Consider the following 16538-nt stretch of genomic DNA (forward strand, 5'->3'; position numbering starts at 1 on the left):
GTGCCATGGGCGGCAGCTCGACCATCAACGGCCAGATCGCGATCCGCGCCGTTCCCGACGATCTCGACCGTTGGGTAGACGCGGGCTGCACCGGCTGGTCATGGGACGAGATGCTGCCGTTCTTCTGCAAGCTCGAGACCGACAAGAATTTCCCCGAGGCCGCCTATCACGGCGACCGAGGTCCGATCCCGGTGTATCGCGCGCCGATTCCGGCTTGGGGCAATGTCGACCGGGCGCTGCGGTCCTCGGCGCTTGCGCTCGGCTATGGCTGGTGCGAGGACCACAACGCGCCCGATGGCACCGGCGTCTCGCCCTACGCGATCAACAGCGAAGCGGGACTGCGCATCTCCACCAATGACGGCTATCTGGAGCCGGCGCGCGGCCGCGCCAATCTCCACATCGTGGGCAACGCGCTGGTCGACACCGTCGTCTTCGAGGGCAACCGGCTGCATGCCAGCGGCGTCCGGGTCCGCGTCAACGGCCAGTCCTACACGCCCCGCGCCGCGCGCGAGGTGATCCTCTGCGCCGGCGCCATCCATTCGCCGGCGATCCTGCAACGCTCCGGCATCGGCCCCGCCGCGCTGCTGGAGCGGCTCGGCATTCCGGTCCGCGCCGACCTGCCGGTCGGCGAGAACTTGCTGGACCACCCGATCGTCAACGCGCTGCTGCATCTGCGCGACGACTGCCAGGTCTCGACGCTGATGCACCGGCACACCAATTGCTGCCTGCGTTATTCCTCCGGCCTTGCGGGCACCGGTGACAACGACATGATCATGATCGCAGGCAATCTCGCCCGCACGCCGCAGGCGCTGGCCGTGGTCTCGCTGGGACGCATCGCCGTCTCCGTCTATCAGGCGTTCAGCCAGGGTCACGTCCGCATCACCACGACCGACCCCGAGGTCGACCCTGCGGTCGAGGAACGCATGCTGTCCGACCCGCGCGATCTCGCGCGGATGCGCGACGGCGTCCGCCGCCTGCGCGAGATCTGCCTGCAGCGGGCGGTGACCGAGATCGCCTCCCGCGTCGACTACGGCAACAGCGGCCGCTCGATGGACGCGCCGTTCAGCGATGCCGAGCTGGATGACTGGCTGTTCGCCGAGTGCAGCGATGCCCAGCACGCCAGCGGCACCTGCCGCATGGGCGCAGCCTCCGATCCGCGCTCCGTCGTCGATCCCGACTGCCGGGTGATCGGCTGCACGGGGCTGCGGGTGATCGACGCCTCGATCATGCCGGAAGTGCCGCGCGCCAACACCCATCTCACAACCGTCGCCATCGCCGAGCGCATGGCCGAGCGGTTGAAGATGTCGTAGGACGGGTGGAGCGAAGCGATACCCATCACCGGTCGTTCGGCAAAGCCGATAGGTTTCGCAAGAGCTCAACCCATCCTACCGGCTCTGGCGAGGCGTCGGGCAAAACACCCAAAACCCGTCAATCCCTCCCGTCAAAAATATATCACTTTTCCGAATTTCGGATTTGTGGCATATGTGCGCCCATCCCGGCCCTGCCAGAGGGGCGCTTCGCGATCGTCACGAGATGCGGGCTGGGGTGCGGTGGACGCGGCAGCGCCGGCGCGATTTGCGTGGGGCAGGGACGGGCGACCGTTGAGTTCCGGCACAACGTGCATACGACACGGCGCGGTCACAGCGGTTTGGTCGACGGTCCGGGGTGCGCACACCGAGCGCCGGGCGCTGAGGCCAGGCCGTCCGCGGACGGAGAAGTCGTGTGGTCCCGACGCCCGGGGTTCTGGCGTCAAGGCTTGCGGTGATGTGGCGACCGACCGGCGCGCGCATCAGTCATCCGCAAGGCGACGGGGGCAATAGTGCAACGCTCCCCGAGGAGAGCACGAAGGACACCGTTAAAACCATCCGCGCAGGGAAGGCCGGGCGACCGGCAACACCTGTGGTCCACCCCGTGTGCATTCCTTGTACACGGACTCGGGTGCCGCCGGCGCCCGGCCTTCCCTGCGCCCTTTGGCAATTGAAGGGTGCGATCGATCGGGCAAAGCTCGGGCGAAATGCGCCGCGAGAACGCGAGGCTATGTCTGCAATGACGATTGTGGAAACGGGTGTGCGACAAACTACGGTCTCGTGCCCCGGACGCAGCGCAGCGCGACTTCAGCGGTGCGCTGCTGAGCCGGGGCCCATATATCCGCGAGCGATCCGTGTGGCATGGGTCCCGGCTCTGCGCAGCAGCGCAGGAGCGCTGCGGCGCGTCCGGGACACGGGAGTGTCACGCCGCCACCACGCTCCCGCTCTTCCGCAATCCCACATATTGCAGCTCGGCGAACACGCCGGTGGCGATCGCCTGCGCGACGACCATGAGCTCGCCGGCGATATTCGGCGACACCGCGCCGGAGAGCAGTAGCGCGATACTGCCGACGGTCCAGGCCGCATTGCCGACCACGACCAGCAGCACGAGGGGCTTCGCCACTGTCGCGCGTGAGGCTAGCCAGCCGACCAGCGCGGTGTAGGCGATCAGGAACAGGCCGGTCTCGCGCAGCAGTGCTTCGGGCAGGTTGAACAGTGCCGAGAACGCGCTCGCGCCGAAAGTGAAGCCGAGGGCGGCGATGCCGCTGAAGATCGCGTCAGCGAGCAGGGCGCGGCGCAGGAAGGTGGATGCGTCGATCATCTTGGGTCTCCATGGTTGGGGTGGGCTCGGGGTGAAAGTCAGCGCAATCCGCGCCACCAGGCGCGAACGAGGCGGGCGAGGCGGAACGGGCAGAGGCTCCTGCCGACGCCGTGCTCGAAGGCGATGACCTGTGCGACCACGTAATCGCCGGTCGAATGCACCAGCGGCTCGGGCAAGTTGAGGCTGCGCGCCAGCATGCGGGTCGCGAGCGTCATGGCCCAGGGAAGAAGGTGGTCGGCGACGGTCCGGTACAGCAGCAGCGCGATCATGGTCATCTCCTGTTGCAACCGAAGATGCGCCGGCCGGCGGGCCAATTCGATTACCTCGCTGGTAATGGAAGGGCCGAAATCCGCATGATAGGTTTCTGGTCATGAACCCACATGCTTCCACGGCACGTACCGAACGCAGCCAGCCGGTCCATATCGGCGACCATTTGCGCGAATGGCGGCAGCGTCGCCGCATGAGCCAGCTCGATCTCGCTGGCGAAGCCGAGATCTCGGCGCGGCACCTGAGCTTCGTCGAGACCGGCCGCGCCGCGCCGTCGCGCGACATGGTGCTCAGGCTCGCCGAGCGTCTCGACGTGCCCTTGCGCGAACGCAACGTGCTGCTGGTGGCCGCCGGCTACGCGCCGGCATTCCAGCAGCGCACGCTGGAGGATCCCGCCTTGAAGTCAGCCCGCCAGGCGATCGACCTCGTGCTCAGGGCGCATGAGCCCAATCCCGCGCTCGCGGTGGACCGGCACTGGAACCTGGTCTCCGCCAATCGCATGGTGGCACCGCTGCTCGACGGCATCCCGCAGCATCTGCTCGGACAGCCCTTCAACGTGCTGCGGCTCGCGTTCCACCCGGAGGCGCTGGCCCCGCGCACGGTCAATCTCGCGGAATGGTGTGGGCACCTCCTGGAGCGGCTGCACCGCCAATGCGAGGCGACGGCCGACCCGGAACTGATCAAGCTCTACAACGACCTGAAGAGCTATCCCATTCCCGCGCGCGCGGCCCCGCTGTCGAGCGACACTGTCGCGATCCCCTTCAAGCTGCGGCATGGCGGGGAGATCCTCAGCTTCTTCTCCACCACGATGGTGTTCGGCACGCCCGTCGACATCACCCTGTCCGAACTGGCTCTGGAGACCTTCTTTCCCGCCGACGAGCGCACTGCCGAACGGCTGAAACAGATGGAAGCAGCCATGACCTAGCGCTCTTGCCTCGGGGCGGGTTCGGCTTATCTTTGGGCGAACCCGTGACCTGCCCGAAGGAGGCGCCTGACATGAGCACGCTGAAACCGCTCCAGATCGATGTCGTCTCCGACGTGGTGTGTCCCTGGTGCTATATCGGCAAGCACCGGATCGAGAGCGCGCTGGCGCTCGTGCCCGACGTTCCGGTCAAGCTCAATTTCCGCCCGTTCTTCCTCAATCCCTGGGTGCCGCGCGAGGGCATCAGCCGCGAGGCCTATCTCACCCAGAAGTTCGGCTCGGTGGAGGCGTACAAGGGCATTGCCGGGCGCGTCGTTGCGGCCGCAAGCGAGGAGGGCCTCGTCTACAAGCCCGAGCTGGTGGCGCGCCAGCCCAACACGACCGATTGCCATCGCCTCATCCTGTGGGCGGAAGCGATCGGCAAGGCGCCCGAGATGAAGCAGCGCCTGATGGAGCTGTATTTCCGCGACGGCGGCGATCTCACCGATGTGAACGTGCTGGTCGAGGCGGCCGCCGATGTCGGCCTCGATGCCGACGACGTGCGCAAGCGCCTTGCCACCGACGAGGATGTTGCGCGCGTCTCGGCGGACGCGCAGGAGGCTGCCGAAAAGGGCATCTCCGGCGTGCCGACCTATGTCTTCGCGCAGAAATACGCCGTCTCCGGCGCGCAGGATCCGAACCTGCTCGCCCGCGCCATCCGCCAGGTCTCGGCCGAGATCAACGCGCAGGCGGCGGAGTAGCTGTTCTATCTGCGAAGCAGGCGAACTGCGCGGCGCGCCGCTGCGTACGCGATGCCGTGCGCCGCGAGCGCGCCGTGAACCAGCGCCACGACGGGATCGTGCCGCCGCAACGGGATCAGCACGTCGCCGATCGCGAAGCGTCCGCGCCAGATCGGGTTGATCATGGGGTGATCGGCGCTCGCCGTCGAGTCCGCACTGGCGACGGCGGGATCGGCGCAGAGGTGGCGGGTGAGATCGAGGGTGAGCTGCACGCCCGGCGAATACCTTGCAAAGCGCTCGTCGATGCCGAGCTTGAAGAAGAAGGCGCGGTCCTGGTGGCGCAGCACGATGCCGGCGGCCACCGCTGTCGTGCCGGCGCGCAGCGTGATGATCTCGCATTGCGCGGTCTCCGCCAGCGCCGGTACGGCGCGGCGGATGAAGGCCGCATCGCCCGCATGCTGGACCAGCGCGGTGCCGCGCTTGCCCTTCCAGCCGCTGGCCTCGAGCTGCAGGAATGTCTCGAGCGCGGGCCCGATCTCATCCGGCCTGCGCGCAACCTCGAACCTGACCGGGCCGTGCTCTTCGAGACGATGGCGCTGGCGGCGCAGCTCCTTGAGCTTCCTGGCGCCGAGCGCCTCGCGCAGCAGCGTGTCGCCATCCTGGGTCGCATCGAGGCTGGCCCGGACGTAGGAGGAGAGGATTCGTGGCTTCAGGCCGCCGCGATTCAGGGCCTGCTTGAGCGAATTCATTGCCGCGCCGTCGAGCGCGACGTCGTTCAGCACGAGCGCATGTGCGCCGGCTTCGCGCGCCTGCTGCAACAGCTGCGTGGCCGCCTCGATCGGAGCCTCGCCGTCGAGCAGCGGGCTGCACAGCGTGCCGTAGGGATGCGCGCTCACCAGCGCGGGCAGGGGGATCTTCAGGGTGTGCCAGAGCGAGATCACCGGCATCAGCCCGATCAGCCGCGCCGAAGAGCCGTCGAATGCGGACAGTGCCGAGGCGTCCGTGCGGCCGCGCGCGGTGGCACTGACGGCCAGCTCCCAGGCGGGCAGGTAATATCCGTTCGGCTCGACCGCGCGCTGCGCGAGTGCGCGCCACTGGCCGGGGTCGATCGCGGTGAGCGGGACGCGCGCGCGCGCAGCTCCGGCATTCCTCGCCGATGCCGGATTGATCGCCGCCTGCTGCGCGATGTCGACCACGTCCCGTCGTCCCCGTTCACGCGGGCCGAGCCCGTGTTGCGCGGTCATCCTTAGCGCAAAGAATGGAAAATACCGTTGGGGCGCCGCTTCAATTCGAGTGGTAGCGTTAACCGCGCGTTGACCAAAGCCGCCCCGGCTCGGAATGCAGCACCGAAAACGCGATGCCCATGAAACTGCTGTAGGCGAGCACCATAGCGAACGAAAATGCGGCCGGAAGCACGCCTAGCCCCAGATGGGAGGCGAACGGTCCTCTCCCGAGGATGGGGAAGTAGAGCAATCCCATGGCGATCCAGCCCATGATGCCGAACAGGAATCCCTTCGTGACGGCGTTGTGCCCGGGCAGGAGATGGTAGGTGGAGCGGAACAGAATGCCGAGCACGAGAGTGCCGTTCACGAACGACATCGCCCATGGCACAGTGGGGTGGACCGGGCCGCCACCCAGCCAGTGGCTAAGGCCGAGCTGAAGATCGTGGTACGGCTGGAACGTTGGAAGCCAGCCCATCCACCGCTTGAGGAACATCACGCTCGAGTGTGCGGCGTTGCCGCACAAGCCGGCCGCCACGGATTTCCAGACGTGGTGGTTCACCATGCGGCGCATCGTTCCTCAGCCTGCTCCCTCATTGGTCAGACGGCACGAAGTGGTCGCGGGCGGTCGCGGTCTGGCCGCTGGCGATCTCGGTCGCTTCGATCTCGATGTCGGTGGCTGCCTTCGGCATCTGCGCGGGCGCAACCTGCACCGACATCCGGATCTCCCGGGTCTGGTCCTGCCCGACCTCGACGATCAGTCGGCCGTCGGGCTTGTGCTCGACGCCGGCGACGCGCACGCTCGCGCCCGGCAAGTCCTTGACCTCCATTGCGAAGGATCTCGTTGCGCCCTTGTTCAGCAGGCGCACCGTGTAGTCGTTGCGCACCCCGCCATCGGCCAACTGGACGAACAGCGGATTGCGCTCATGCAGCACGTTGATGCTCATCGTGCTGCGGGTCGCGAGCGTGTAGATCATAATGCCGCCGACGATCGCGATCGCAGCCGTGTAGATCACGGTGCGCGGGCGGATGATGCGGTAGATCGGCGGCTTGCCTTCGCGCCGGCGCTGCATGTTGATGTCGGTGTCGTAGCCGATCAGGCCCCTGGGCCGGCCGATCTCGCGCATGACATTGTCGCAGGCGTCGATGCACAGGCCGCACTGGATGCAGCCGAGCTGGATGCCGTGGCGGATGTCGACGCCGGTCGGGCAGACATTGATGCACTGGTGGCAATCGACGCAGTCGCCGGCGAGATCGCCGTGGGCGCGGGCAGCTTCGGCCTTCTTCACCGACATGCGCGGCTCGCCGCGGTCGCGGCGATAGGTGACGTTGAGCGCCCATTCGTCGGTCAGCGCCGCCTGGATGCGCGGCCAGGGGCACATGTAGATGCACATCTGCTCGCGGGCGTGACCGGCGAACAGATAGGTCGTTGCGGTCAGGATGCCGATCCAGAGATAGGCGAGGAACGGGGCCTGGAAGGTGGCGAGCTCCTTCACCAGCGTCGGCGCGTCGTCGAAATAGAGCACCCAGGCGCCGCCGGTCCACCAGGCAATCATGATCCAGAGGAAGTGCTTCAGCGCGACTTTTCGGATGTGATCGAATGTCCAGTAGCGCTTGTCGCCCTGCATGCGTTCGCGCCGGTCGCCTTCGACCCAGCGTTCGACGGCGTAGAACAAATCGGTCCACACCGTCTGCGGGCACAGATAGCCGCACCATAGTCGTCCCGCGACCGCGTTCATCAGGAATAGAGCCATGGCCGCGAGGATGAGGAGGCCGGTGAAGTAATAGACCTCCTGCGGCCATAGCTCGATGAAGAAGAAGTAGAAGCGCCGATGCGGCAAGTCGATCAGCACGGCCTGGTCGGGCAGGCCGGGGCCGCGATTCCAGCGAACGAACGGCAAGAGATAATAGATCCCGAGCGTGACGCAGAGGATCGCCCATTTGATGCGGCGGAACGGCCCGTGGACCGACTGCGGATAGACCTTCCTGCGCTTCTCGTAGAGAGGCCCCTCGATGAAGGTGTCGTCGGTCATGGCACGTTCCCCCGCATCACAGGCTACATTGCGCGTTCAGGAGAACGCGCAGCCGCTGCTCAGGCCAAGCTTCCTGAACACGATCGCTGCCGGGCAGAAGCCGGTGAACGAGGCTTGCAACATGTTCAGCCCCGCAAATGCGGTCAGCAGGTACCAATACGCATTGACATAAGTGCCCAGTGCGAGACCGAGCAGGACGACGAATCCCGCAAAGGCGAGAACGGCTTTATCGACATTCATGGCAGGCTCCTTTTTTCTGGCGACGTTACGAACGGGTCAGGCCGGCTTCGGTCCAGGCGACGATGCTGCGGGCATCCATCGCGCCGGAATGGCGGGCGATCTCGCGGCCGCCGCGCATCAACAGCAGGGTCGGGATGCCGCTGATGTTGAGGCGCGACGACAGCGCGGGTGCGTTGTCCGAGTTGAGCTTCAACAGCCGGACGTTCGGCTCCAGCTGTTGCGCGGCGCGCTCGAACATCGGTGCCATGGCGCGGCACGGGCCGCACCATGGTGCCCAGACGTCGACCAGCACGGGAATGTCGCTGTTGGCGACATGGCGGCCGAAGGCTGCTTCGTCCACCTCGATCGGATGACCGGTGAACATCGGCTGGTGGCAGGCGCCGCAGCGCGCAGCTTGCGCCGCGCGTTCGGCAGGCAGGCGGTTGATGCGTCCGCAACTGCCGCAGACGATCTGGCGTGTCGTGCTCATGTGCCGGTGCGGACCTCCTTGAGCTTGGTGATGTTCAGCTTGTCGAGAACGAAGCGTTCGTAGAACGGCTCGCTCTCGCCGCGCCGCATCTTGCGCAGGAAGTACTTCTCGAAGGCGACCTTGGCGAAGTGCACCCATTCGCCCTTGGAGGACCAATTGACGTTGCGCGGCGGAATCTGCGGCTGCGCCAGGAAGGCGACCCCGGAGTCGCCGAAATCGGCGAGACAGATCGCGTTCCAGGTCGGCTGCGCCGTCGGTGCCTTGCCGCGGAGCAGGGCGCCGATGTTGATCGCGGTTGCCGTCACCATGGATTCGATCATGAAGCCGGTCTTGGGGACGCCGACCGGCACCGGTGTCGCGCCGACCGGTGCGATCGCGACGCAGACACCGACCGCAAACACGTTGGGAAAGGCGGGGTTCTGCTGATGCTTGTCGACGACGACGAAGCCGCGCGGGTTGGTCAATTTCTCGATGCCCCGTACCGCCTCGACGCCGCGAAAGGCCGGCAACATCATCGAATAGACGAAGGGAAGCTCATGAGCCTTGCGGGACGTGCCGTCGTCGGAAAACTCCTCCACCGTCATCATGCCGGGGGCGACGTTGTCGACGCGGGCGTTGGTGATCCACTTGATGTGCTTCTCGCGCATCTCGCTTTCCAGAAGCCCCTTCGTGTCTCCGACGCCGTCGAGACCGAGATGGCCGATATAGGGCTCCGAGGTGACGAACGTCATCGGGACCCGGTCGCGCAGCTTCCGCCGGCGCAGCTCCGTTTCCAGGATGAAGAGGAATTCATAGGCCGGTCCGAAACAGGAAGCGCCCTGCACCGCGCCGATGACGACCGGACCCGGGTTCGCCGCGAGCTTCTCGAAGGCTTCACGGGCATGCGCGGCGTGATCGACGTGGCAGATCGACTGGGTATGGCCCTGTGGCCCGAGACCCGGAATCTCGTCGAACGCCAGTTCGGGACCGGTGGCGACGACCAGGTAGTCGTAGTCGATCGACGTGCCGTCGCCGAGCTCGACGCGGTTCTCGATCGGGTGGACGCGCTTTGCGCCCTGCGTCAGCAGTCGCACGCCCTTGCGTTTCATGATGTCCGCCAGATCGATCTCGATCTCTTCGCGCTTGCGCCAGCCGACTGCGACCCAGGGATTGGATGGGACGAAGTGATAGACGGCGCCTTGCGAGACGACGCTGAGGCGATCCTCCTTCCTCAACTGCGGCAGCAATTCATAGGCCATCAGCGTTCCGCTCAGACCAGCTCCGATTACGACAACTTCCGCCATGGGTACCTCCGTTGGACCAAGCCGCTCCGCCGGTTCAGCCCCGGCTGTCGTGCGGCGCTTGACTATATATTCGTATTTGCGTATATACGCAAGTATGAATATGAATGCTGAGATCATGGAGCGGGCGGCGGATCAGGCGAGCGAGCTGCTGAAGGCGCTCGCCAACCGGCACCGTCTGCTGATCATCTGCCAGTTGATCGATGGCGAGCAGTCGGTCGGCGAGTTGGCCGAGTTCCTGAACCTCCGGGATTCCACGGTCTCCCAACATCTTGCGCTCCTTCGCAAGGATGGACTGGTGTCTGCCCGGCGCGAGGCGCAGACGATCTTCTATTCGATCGCGAGCGAGCCGGCGCGCGAGGTTCTGAAGACGCTCTACCAGGCGTTCTGCGCGCCGAGGTCCGCAAGGACGAGATGAAACCTAGGAAAGCTCGGGTGAGGGCGCCTTGAGCAGGATCAACACGCTCCATTCCGATGCAGATGAAATGCGCTGCGCGGCGGCGTGGTGATGCTTCGATCATGACACGGAAGAGTTCCATGCGATGTACGATGAGATATTTGGGCCTGCTGGCCGCCTTTGCGGCGATCGGCTTGGCTGGAGCACCGGCGAGGGCAGCCGAAACACTCGTGGTCGTCAGGCAATCGATCGCCGATGAAAAGGCCGTCTTCGCCACGGTCGAAAGCATCAGCGTGGTGCCGGCGCGTGGGCGGATCGGCGGTACGGTGGTTCAGCTCAAGGTCAGGGAAGGGGATCGCGTTGCCGCCGGCCAGGCGATCGCGACCATCGGCGACGAAAAGCTCGTGCTGCAGATGAAATCGCTCGACGCGCAGATAGAGGCGCTGCAGGCGCAGGCGAACCAGGCGCAGCTCGACTTCACCCGGACCGAAGGGCTGGTCGAACGCGGTATCCTGCCCCGGATCAAGCTCGACGAGCAGCGCACCGCGCTGAACGTCGCCGAGAACGGCCTGCGTGCCAAGACTGCCGAACGTGCGGTGATCGCCGAGCAGCTCAACCAGGGCCAGGTGCTCGCGCCGGCGGATGGTCGCGTGCTGAAGCGGTTGATCACGATAGGGTCCGTCGTGCTCGCGGGCGATCCGATCGTCACCGTCGCCCAGCAGAATTTCAAGCTGCGGCTTCGCGTGCCGGAGCGGCATGCGCGCTTCCTCAAGGCGGGAGACAGGATTCGCGTCGACGGCGCGGAGTTCGTCGGAGAAGCCGCCAAGTCGGGCGTCATCGACCTCGTCTATCCCCAGATCGAGGAGGGGCGCGTCATTGCGGACGCGACCGTCGAGGGTCTCGGCGAATATTTCGTCGGCGACCGCCTGCGGGTCTGGATCTCCGGCGGCACGCGATCGGCCTACGTCATCCCCTCGAGCTATGTGACCACCAGGTTCGGTATCGACTACGTTCGGCTGCAGAAGGACAGCGGAGCGATGGACGTGCCGGTGCAGCGTGGCCGCGAATTGCCGACGCCGGCGCTTCCCGATGGGCTCGAGATCCTGTCCGGCGTTTCAGCCGGCGACCAGTTGGTGCGGCCGTGAATCTCGGGCTCTCAGGACGGTTGACAAAGTCGACCATCGCATCGCCGCTGACGCCGCTGTTCCTGCTCGCGGCGCTCGTCGTGGGGCTGATGGCCGTCGTGGTGATCCCGCGCGAGGAGGAGCCGCAGATCAGCGTTCCCATGGTGGACATCCGCGTCAATGCCGACGGCCTGCGCGGGCCGGACGCGGTGGAGCTGGTGAGCAAGCCGCTGGAGTCGATCGTCAAGGGCATCGACGGGGTCGAGCACGTCTACAGCCAGACCGAGGACGACCGCGTGATGGTCACCGCGCGCTTCCTGGTCGGCACCAAGTTCGAGGATGCCATCCTGCGGGTGCACGAGAAGATCCGCGCCAATCTCGACCGCATTCCCGTCGGCATCCCCGAGCCGCTGATCGTCGGCCGGGGCATCAATGACGTCGCGGTCACCGTATTGACGCTGTCGCCGAAGCCGGAAGCTGCCAGCCGCTGGACCGACAAGGACCTCTACGAGCTCGCCGACAAGCTGCGCGCGGAACTGATGAAGGTCGAAGATATCGGCCTGACCTACATCTCCGGCGGCGCGGCGCAGCAGATCCGGGTCGAGCCCAATCCGGAGAAACTGTCGCTGTTCGGCATCACGCTGCAGCAGCTCGTGGCCAAGGTGAAGGATGCCAACCGCTCGTTCCTGGCGGGGCAGGTCCGTGATGCCGGCATCGTGCGGAGCGTTGCGGCGGGGCAGACGCTGTCCGGCATTCCCGATATCGGACTATTGCTCATCACGAGCCGCGACGGCCGGCCGGTCTACGTCAAGGACGTCGCCTCCGTCGTCGTCGGCCCGAGCACCATCGAGCATCGTGTCTGGACGGAATCACGCGACGCCGCCGGGCAGTGGGCGCGGACGCCCGCCGTCAGCCTGGCGCTGGCGAAGCGGGCCGGCGCCAATGCGGTCGTCGTGTCCGAGAGCATCGCCGAACGCCTCGAAGGATTGAAGTCGCGCCTGATTCCCGAAGATATCCAGGTGACGGTGACGCGCGACTACGGCGAGACGGCCAACGAGAAGGCCAACGAGCTGCTGTTCCACCTCGGCCTTGCGACGATCTCGATCGTCGTCCTGATCGCGATCGCGATCGGATGGCGCGAGGCGCTGGTGACGTTCGTCGTGATTCCCACGACGATTCTGCTCACGATGTTCGCCGCCAACCTGATGGGCTACACCATCAACCGCGTCAGCCTGTTCGCGCTGATCTTCTCGATCGGCATCCTCGTCGACGACGCCATCGTCGTGGTCGAAAACATCGCGCGGCACTGGGGCATGCGCGATGGCCGGCCACGCCTGCAGGCGACCATCGAGGCCGTGGCGGAGGTCGGCAACCCCACCATCGTCGCGACGTTGACCGTGGTCGCGGCGCTGTTGCCGATGCTGTTCGTGTCGGGCCTGATGGGCCCCTATATGGCGCCGATCCCGGCCAATGCGTCGGCTGCCATGCTGTTCTCCTTCTTCGTCGCGATGGTGGTGGCGCCCTGGCTGATGCTCAAGCTCGCGCCGAAGGGCGACATTGCCCCGACGCATGCGGCCCACGATGAAGGCCGGCTCGGCCGGCTCTACCGGCGCTTCGCCACACCGATCGTGCGGAGCAAGCGGTCGGCCTGGATATTCCTGCTCGGCGTCGGCATCGCGACGCTGCTGTCGATGACGCTGTTTGCGACCAAGTCGGTGACGGTCAAGCTTCTGCCGTTCGACAACAAGTCCGAGATCGCCGTGGTCGTCGACCTGCCGGAAGGGGCGAGCCTGGAGGCGACCGAGCGCACGCTGTTCGGTGCGGCCGAAATCGCGCGGCAACTGCCGGAGGTCACCTCGCTGCAATCCTATGCCGGCACGCCGGCTCCCTTCAATTTCAACGGCCTGGTGCGGCACTATTACTTGCGGGAGAGGCCCGAGCTCGGCGAAGTGCAGATCAACCTGGCTGCGCGCGGCGAGCGCAAGCGCGCGAGCCATGAGATCGCGCTCGAGCTGCGCGAGAAGCTGAAGGCGCTCGTTCTGCCCGCGGGCACCAACATCAAGGTGGTCGAAGTGCCGCCCGGGCCGCCGGTGCTGTCGACGCTGCTCGCCGAGGTCTACGGTCCCGATGCGACCACGCGCCGTGCGGTCACGGCCGAGCTCAGAAAGATCTTCGCGGAAGTGCCGTTCATCGTCGACATCGACGATTCGGTCGGCGAGAAGCGGCCACGGCTGCGGCTCTCGATCGATCAGGACCGGCTCGAGTTCTTCGGCGTCGAGCAGCGCGATGTCTACGACACCATCCAGACGCTGTTCGGCGGCACATCGATCGGCTATTCGCATCGCGGCGAGGACCGCAACCCGATCGAGATAGCGGTGCATCTCGGAAAGCGCGATCTGCTCTGGGACGAGGCTCTGGCCTCCACGCCGGTGCCGGCCAATACATTGCCCGGCAGCAAGACGGTGGTCGAACTCGGCCAGGTCGTGAAGGCGACCGTGGAGGAGGGCTCGCCGACGATCTTCCGCCGCGACGGCCGCTTCGCCGACATGGTGATGGCCGAGCTTGCCGGGCGCTTCGAGGCGCCGCTCTACGGCATGCTCGCCGTCGCCGATCGCGTGGATGCACATGATTGGGGCAAGCTGCCGAAGCCTGCGATCAGCCTGCACGGCCAGCCGTCGGACGAGTCGCGTCCGACGCTGCTGTGGGACGGCGAATGGGAAATCACCTGGGTGACCTTCCGCGACATGGGCGCCGCCTTCGGCGCAGCCATCCTCGGAATCTACGTGCTGGTTGTCGCCCAGTTCAGGAGCTTCCGCCTGCCGCTCGTCATCCTGACGCCGATCCCGCTGACGCTGATCGGCATCCTGATCGGGCACTGGCTTCTGGGTGCGCCGTTCACGGCGACCTCGATGATCGGGTTCATCGCGCTGGCGGGCATCATCGTACGCAATTCGATCCTGCTGGTCGATTTCATCCGGCACAGCGGCGGAGACGGCAAGTCGCTTCGCGAAGTGGTGCTGGAAGCGGGCGCCGTCCGCTTCAAGCCGATCCTGCTCACCGCGCTCGCGGCCATGATCGGGGCGGCGACCATCCTGCTCGATCCGATCTTTCAGGGATTGGCGATCTCGCTCCTGTTCGGGCTGGCGTCGTCAACGCTGCTGACCGTGCTGGTGATTCCCGCGATCTATGTCGCCCTGCGCGCGCCGCGCGAAGCGGCTCCGACCACAGCCGAATCCAGCTAGCGAGGAACTGATGGACAAGAACTACGTCGACATCACCAAAAACATCTCGGCCAACCTGAGGAAGCTGCGGGGCGACATTCCCGACACCATGAAGGGGTTTGCCGTACTCGCGCAGGCCGCCACGCGCGACGGCGCGCTGGACAAGAAGACCAAGGAGCTGATCGCGCTGGCACTCGGCGTCGCCGCACATTGCGACGGCTGCATCGGCTTCCACACCGAGGCGCTGGTCAAGCTCGGTGCGACGCGCCAGGAGATCGAGGAGACGCTCGGCATGGCCGTCTACATGGGAGGCGGACCGTCGCTGATGTATGCCGCGGATGCGATCGCGGCCTACGAGCAGTTCCAGCAGCAATTGGCCGCCGTGTAATGTCGGTCACCTGATACGATTGTGCGAGCGGGACCGGACGAGTCGTCTCGCCGGTCCCGCCATCAAGCCTCGATCGATTACCAGCGGTCGTCGACACCGACGCCGACGCTGACGCCGGGCGCGCGAATGCCGACTCCGGCGCGCGGGCCGTCGTCCCAATGGCGATGATAGGTCCGGCGCTCGTAATAGCGGTCGCGCGGCATGTAGTTGTAGGAGTCGCGTACGATCACGCGCGAACCACCGCGCGTGCGATAGCAGCGGCCGGCGTCGTCGCAAACGAGTCGCACCTGCTGGACGAGATCCGGATTCGCATATTCGCTGGTCGTGTAGATATCGGAAGCGCTCGCACTCGACGCGGCTGCCAAAGCACCGACGCCCGCCAACAGCGCAATCGTAAACGTCCTCATCATGTCCTCCTCCGAGATTGCCCTCGGCGGTACAAGAAGGGGAGGCGGTGATCGTTCCCGGCCGCGATGCTGGTTTTTCCCGGAACCGGGACCTTGTGGGTGGTTTGTTCCCTTGATCTCAAGCCGGGAAGATGAGGCACGTGGTCGTGCCGTGAGCGAGCAGCCGGCCCTTGGCATCCGTCACACGTCCGTCGGCCGTTCCGATGCGGCGGCCGCAATTCAGAACCTTGCCCTCGGCCGTGACCAGGCCCGTCTCCGGCGTAATCGGCCGCAGCAGCGAAACCTTGAACTCGAGCGTGGTCTGGCCGGCCCCCTTGTCGAGGACCGACTGGATCGCCAACCCCATGCAACTGTCGAGCAAGGTGGCCGTGAGACCGCCATGCACCGTGCCTGCCGGATTGAGGTGAGCGCCGGTCGGGACGAGCGCGACGACGACGCGGCCAGATTCAGCCTTCACCACATCATAGCCCAATGTTTGGGCGAGCGTGTTGAGAGGCAACGTTCCGTTGGCGAGGCCCTGGACGAACTCCAGCCCGCTCAACTGCTTCTGTCGTCCGGCGTCGACCGTTCCATAGCTCTTCGCGGTCATCTGAATCTCCTCATCGCACTCGCCTGTGTTCGAGTCGCGAAGCTTCGGTCTTTCTCCGGAAGGTCGATGGCGGGCGACCGTAGAGCCGCGTGAATGCGGTGCTCATGCGTCGCGCGCTTGAAAAGCCGGAGCGTTCCGCGACGGCGGCCATCGGAAGATCGCTCGCATCAAGCAGCCGCTTGGCGCGCTGCACACGGATCGACAGCGCCACTTGCACTGGAGACGCATCGAGATGTCGGGCGAACAGGCGCGCCAGGTGGCGCGCGCCGACTCCCAACCGTTCGGCCAGCCGGTCCACGCCGCCGCGATCGAGCTCTCCCTTCTCGATGAGTGCCAGCGCGCGTTCGACGGTTGTCCTTGAACCTTTCCATGCGGGACAGAACGGCGCTGTTTCCGGCCGGCATCTCAGGCAAGGACGGAAGCCGGCGTGCTCGGCCGCGGCCGCGCTACGATAGAAGGTTACGTTGCGGGCGAGTGGCGTGCGCGCCGGGCAGACCGGACGACAATAGATGCCGGTTGTTTTCACCGCGACGAATATCACGCCGTCCAACGTTGCGTCGCGGCGGCGGAGGGCATCGTAGTGAGCGTCGAAGTCGAGCATGGCGCCTGCTATAGCGGCTACACCTTTGTCGCG

18 protein-coding genes are annotated in these 16538 nt (G+C 65.9%); 7 read left to right on the forward strand and 11 right to left on the reverse strand.

Going from position 1 to position 16538, the window contains the following annotated elements; all coding sequences use genetic code 11:
* On the forward strand, positions 1-1310 hold a 1310-nt coding region (locus IC50_RS17795), incomplete at its 5' end, for a GMC family oxidoreductase (RefSeq protein ID WP_035707410.1).
* 919 nt (positions 1311-2229) lie between these two features.
* Here IC50_RS17795 and IC50_RS17800 read toward each other — a convergent pair.
* Positions 2230-2628: a hypothetical protein gene (locus IC50_RS17800; protein WP_035707413.1), complete on the reverse strand. Its 399-nt coding sequence runs from the start codon at positions 2626-2628 to the stop codon at positions 2230-2232.
* 38 nt (positions 2629-2666) lie between these two features.
* A complete protein-coding gene (locus IC50_RS17805; protein WP_081492463.1) occupies positions 2667-2897 on the reverse strand; it encodes a hypothetical protein in 231 nt (76 codons plus the stop codon).
* 101 nt (positions 2898-2998) lie between these two features.
* On the opposite strand from IC50_RS17805, the gene IC50_RS17810 reads away from it, so the two are divergent.
* Together IC50_RS17810 and IC50_RS17815 are read left to right on the forward strand one after the other, a co-directional pair.
* Positions 2999-3820 carry a helix-turn-helix domain-containing protein gene (locus tag IC50_RS17810; protein ID WP_035707419.1) on the forward strand — a complete coding sequence of 274 codons (822 nt, stop codon included), beginning with the start codon at positions 2999-3001 and terminating at the stop codon, positions 3818-3820.
* A 71-nt stretch (positions 3821-3891) separates the two neighbouring features.
* Positions 3892-4557: a DsbA family oxidoreductase gene (locus tag IC50_RS17815; RefSeq protein ID WP_035707422.1), complete on the forward strand. Its 666-nt coding sequence runs from the start codon at positions 3892-3894 to the stop codon at positions 4555-4557.
* 5 nt (positions 4558-4562) lie between these two features.
* Here the strand turns inward: IC50_RS17815 and IC50_RS17820 are convergent, their stop codons facing one another.
* The 6 genes from IC50_RS17820 to IC50_RS17845 form a co-directional block, all read right to left on the reverse strand.
* Complete coding sequence (locus IC50_RS17820) at positions 4563-5732, reverse strand: GNAT family N-acetyltransferase (RefSeq protein ID WP_035707425.1); 1170 nt, start codon at positions 5730-5732, stop codon at positions 4563-4565.
* Positions 5733-5838: 106 nt separating this feature from the next.
* The gene (locus IC50_RS17825) at positions 5839-6321 is read right to left on the reverse strand and encodes a DUF6789 family protein (RefSeq protein WP_244429604.1); all 483 of its coding nucleotides are present in this window, start codon (positions 6319-6321) and stop codon (positions 5839-5841) included.
* A gap of 28 nt (positions 6322-6349) precedes the next feature.
* Positions 6350-7789 (reverse strand): cytochrome c oxidase accessory protein CcoG, encoded by a 1440-nt coding sequence (ccoG, locus tag IC50_RS17830; protein ID WP_035707427.1) that lies wholly within the window; start codon positions 7787-7789, stop codon positions 6350-6352.
* A 36-nt stretch (positions 7790-7825) separates the two neighbouring features.
* Positions 7826-8029 (reverse strand): YgaP family membrane protein, encoded by a 204-nt coding sequence (locus IC50_RS17835; protein ID WP_028181089.1) that lies wholly within the window; start codon positions 8027-8029, stop codon positions 7826-7828.
* A 25-nt stretch (positions 8030-8054) separates the two neighbouring features.
* A complete protein-coding gene (gene trxC / locus IC50_RS17840) occupies positions 8055-8498 on the reverse strand; it encodes a thioredoxin TrxC (protein ID WP_035707430.1) in 444 nt (147 codons plus the stop codon).
* On the reverse strand, positions 8495-9781 hold the full coding sequence (locus IC50_RS17845) for an NAD(P)/FAD-dependent oxidoreductase (RefSeq protein WP_035707432.1): 1287 nt from the start codon (positions 9779-9781) through the stop codon (positions 8495-8497). Before IC50_RS17845 ends, trxC begins: the two co-directional genes overlap by 4 nt.
* 115 nt (positions 9782-9896) lie before the next feature.
* On the opposite strand from IC50_RS17845, the gene IC50_RS17850 reads away from it, so the two are divergent.
* The 4 genes from IC50_RS17850 to IC50_RS17865 all read left to right on the forward strand — a co-directional run bounded on the left by IC50_RS17850 (position 9897) and on the right by IC50_RS17865 (position 14908).
* The gene (locus IC50_RS17850) at positions 9897-10196 is read left to right on the forward strand and encodes an ArsR/SmtB family transcription factor (protein WP_193374131.1); all 300 of its coding nucleotides are present in this window, start codon (positions 9897-9899) and stop codon (positions 10194-10196) included.
* Between the two features lie 131 nt (positions 10197-10327).
* On the forward strand, positions 10328-11320 hold the full coding sequence (locus tag IC50_RS17855; protein WP_035707437.1) for an efflux RND transporter periplasmic adaptor subunit: 993 nt from the start codon (positions 10328-10330) through the stop codon (positions 11318-11320).
* Entirely contained in the window at positions 11317-14541 is a 3225-nt protein-coding gene (locus tag IC50_RS17860) for an efflux RND transporter permease subunit (RefSeq protein WP_035707440.1), read from the forward strand. The genes IC50_RS17855 and IC50_RS17860 overlap by 4 nt, the downstream gene beginning before the upstream one ends.
* A gap of 10 nt (positions 14542-14551) precedes the next feature.
* Positions 14552-14908 carry a carboxymuconolactone decarboxylase family protein gene (locus tag IC50_RS17865; protein WP_035707443.1) on the forward strand — a complete coding sequence of 119 codons (357 nt, stop codon included), beginning with the start codon at positions 14552-14554 and terminating at the stop codon, positions 14906-14908.
* A 77-nt stretch (positions 14909-14985) separates the two neighbouring features.
* Here the strand turns inward: IC50_RS17865 and IC50_RS17870 are convergent, their stop codons facing one another.
* From IC50_RS17870 to IC50_RS17880, 3 genes are all read right to left on the reverse strand, one after another.
* Positions 14986-15318 (reverse strand): hypothetical protein, encoded by a 333-nt coding sequence (locus IC50_RS17870; protein WP_035707445.1) that lies wholly within the window; start codon positions 15316-15318, stop codon positions 14986-14988.
* 115 nt (positions 15319-15433) lie between these two features.
* Complete coding sequence (locus tag IC50_RS17875; protein WP_035707448.1) at positions 15434-15904, reverse strand: PaaI family thioesterase; 471 nt, start codon at positions 15902-15904, stop codon at positions 15434-15436.
* A gap of 10 nt (positions 15905-15914) precedes the next feature.
* Complete coding sequence (locus tag IC50_RS17880) at positions 15915-16505, reverse strand: bifunctional transcriptional activator/DNA repair enzyme AdaA (protein WP_050991024.1); 591 nt, start codon at positions 16503-16505, stop codon at positions 15915-15917.
* Positions 16506-16538: the final 33 nt, after the last annotated feature.

Origin of the sequence: Bradyrhizobium genomosp. I (2014), assembly GCF_000261685.1 — a bacterium.
Classification (GTDB): domain Bacteria; phylum Pseudomonadota; class Alphaproteobacteria; order Rhizobiales; family Xanthobacteraceae; genus Bradyrhizobium.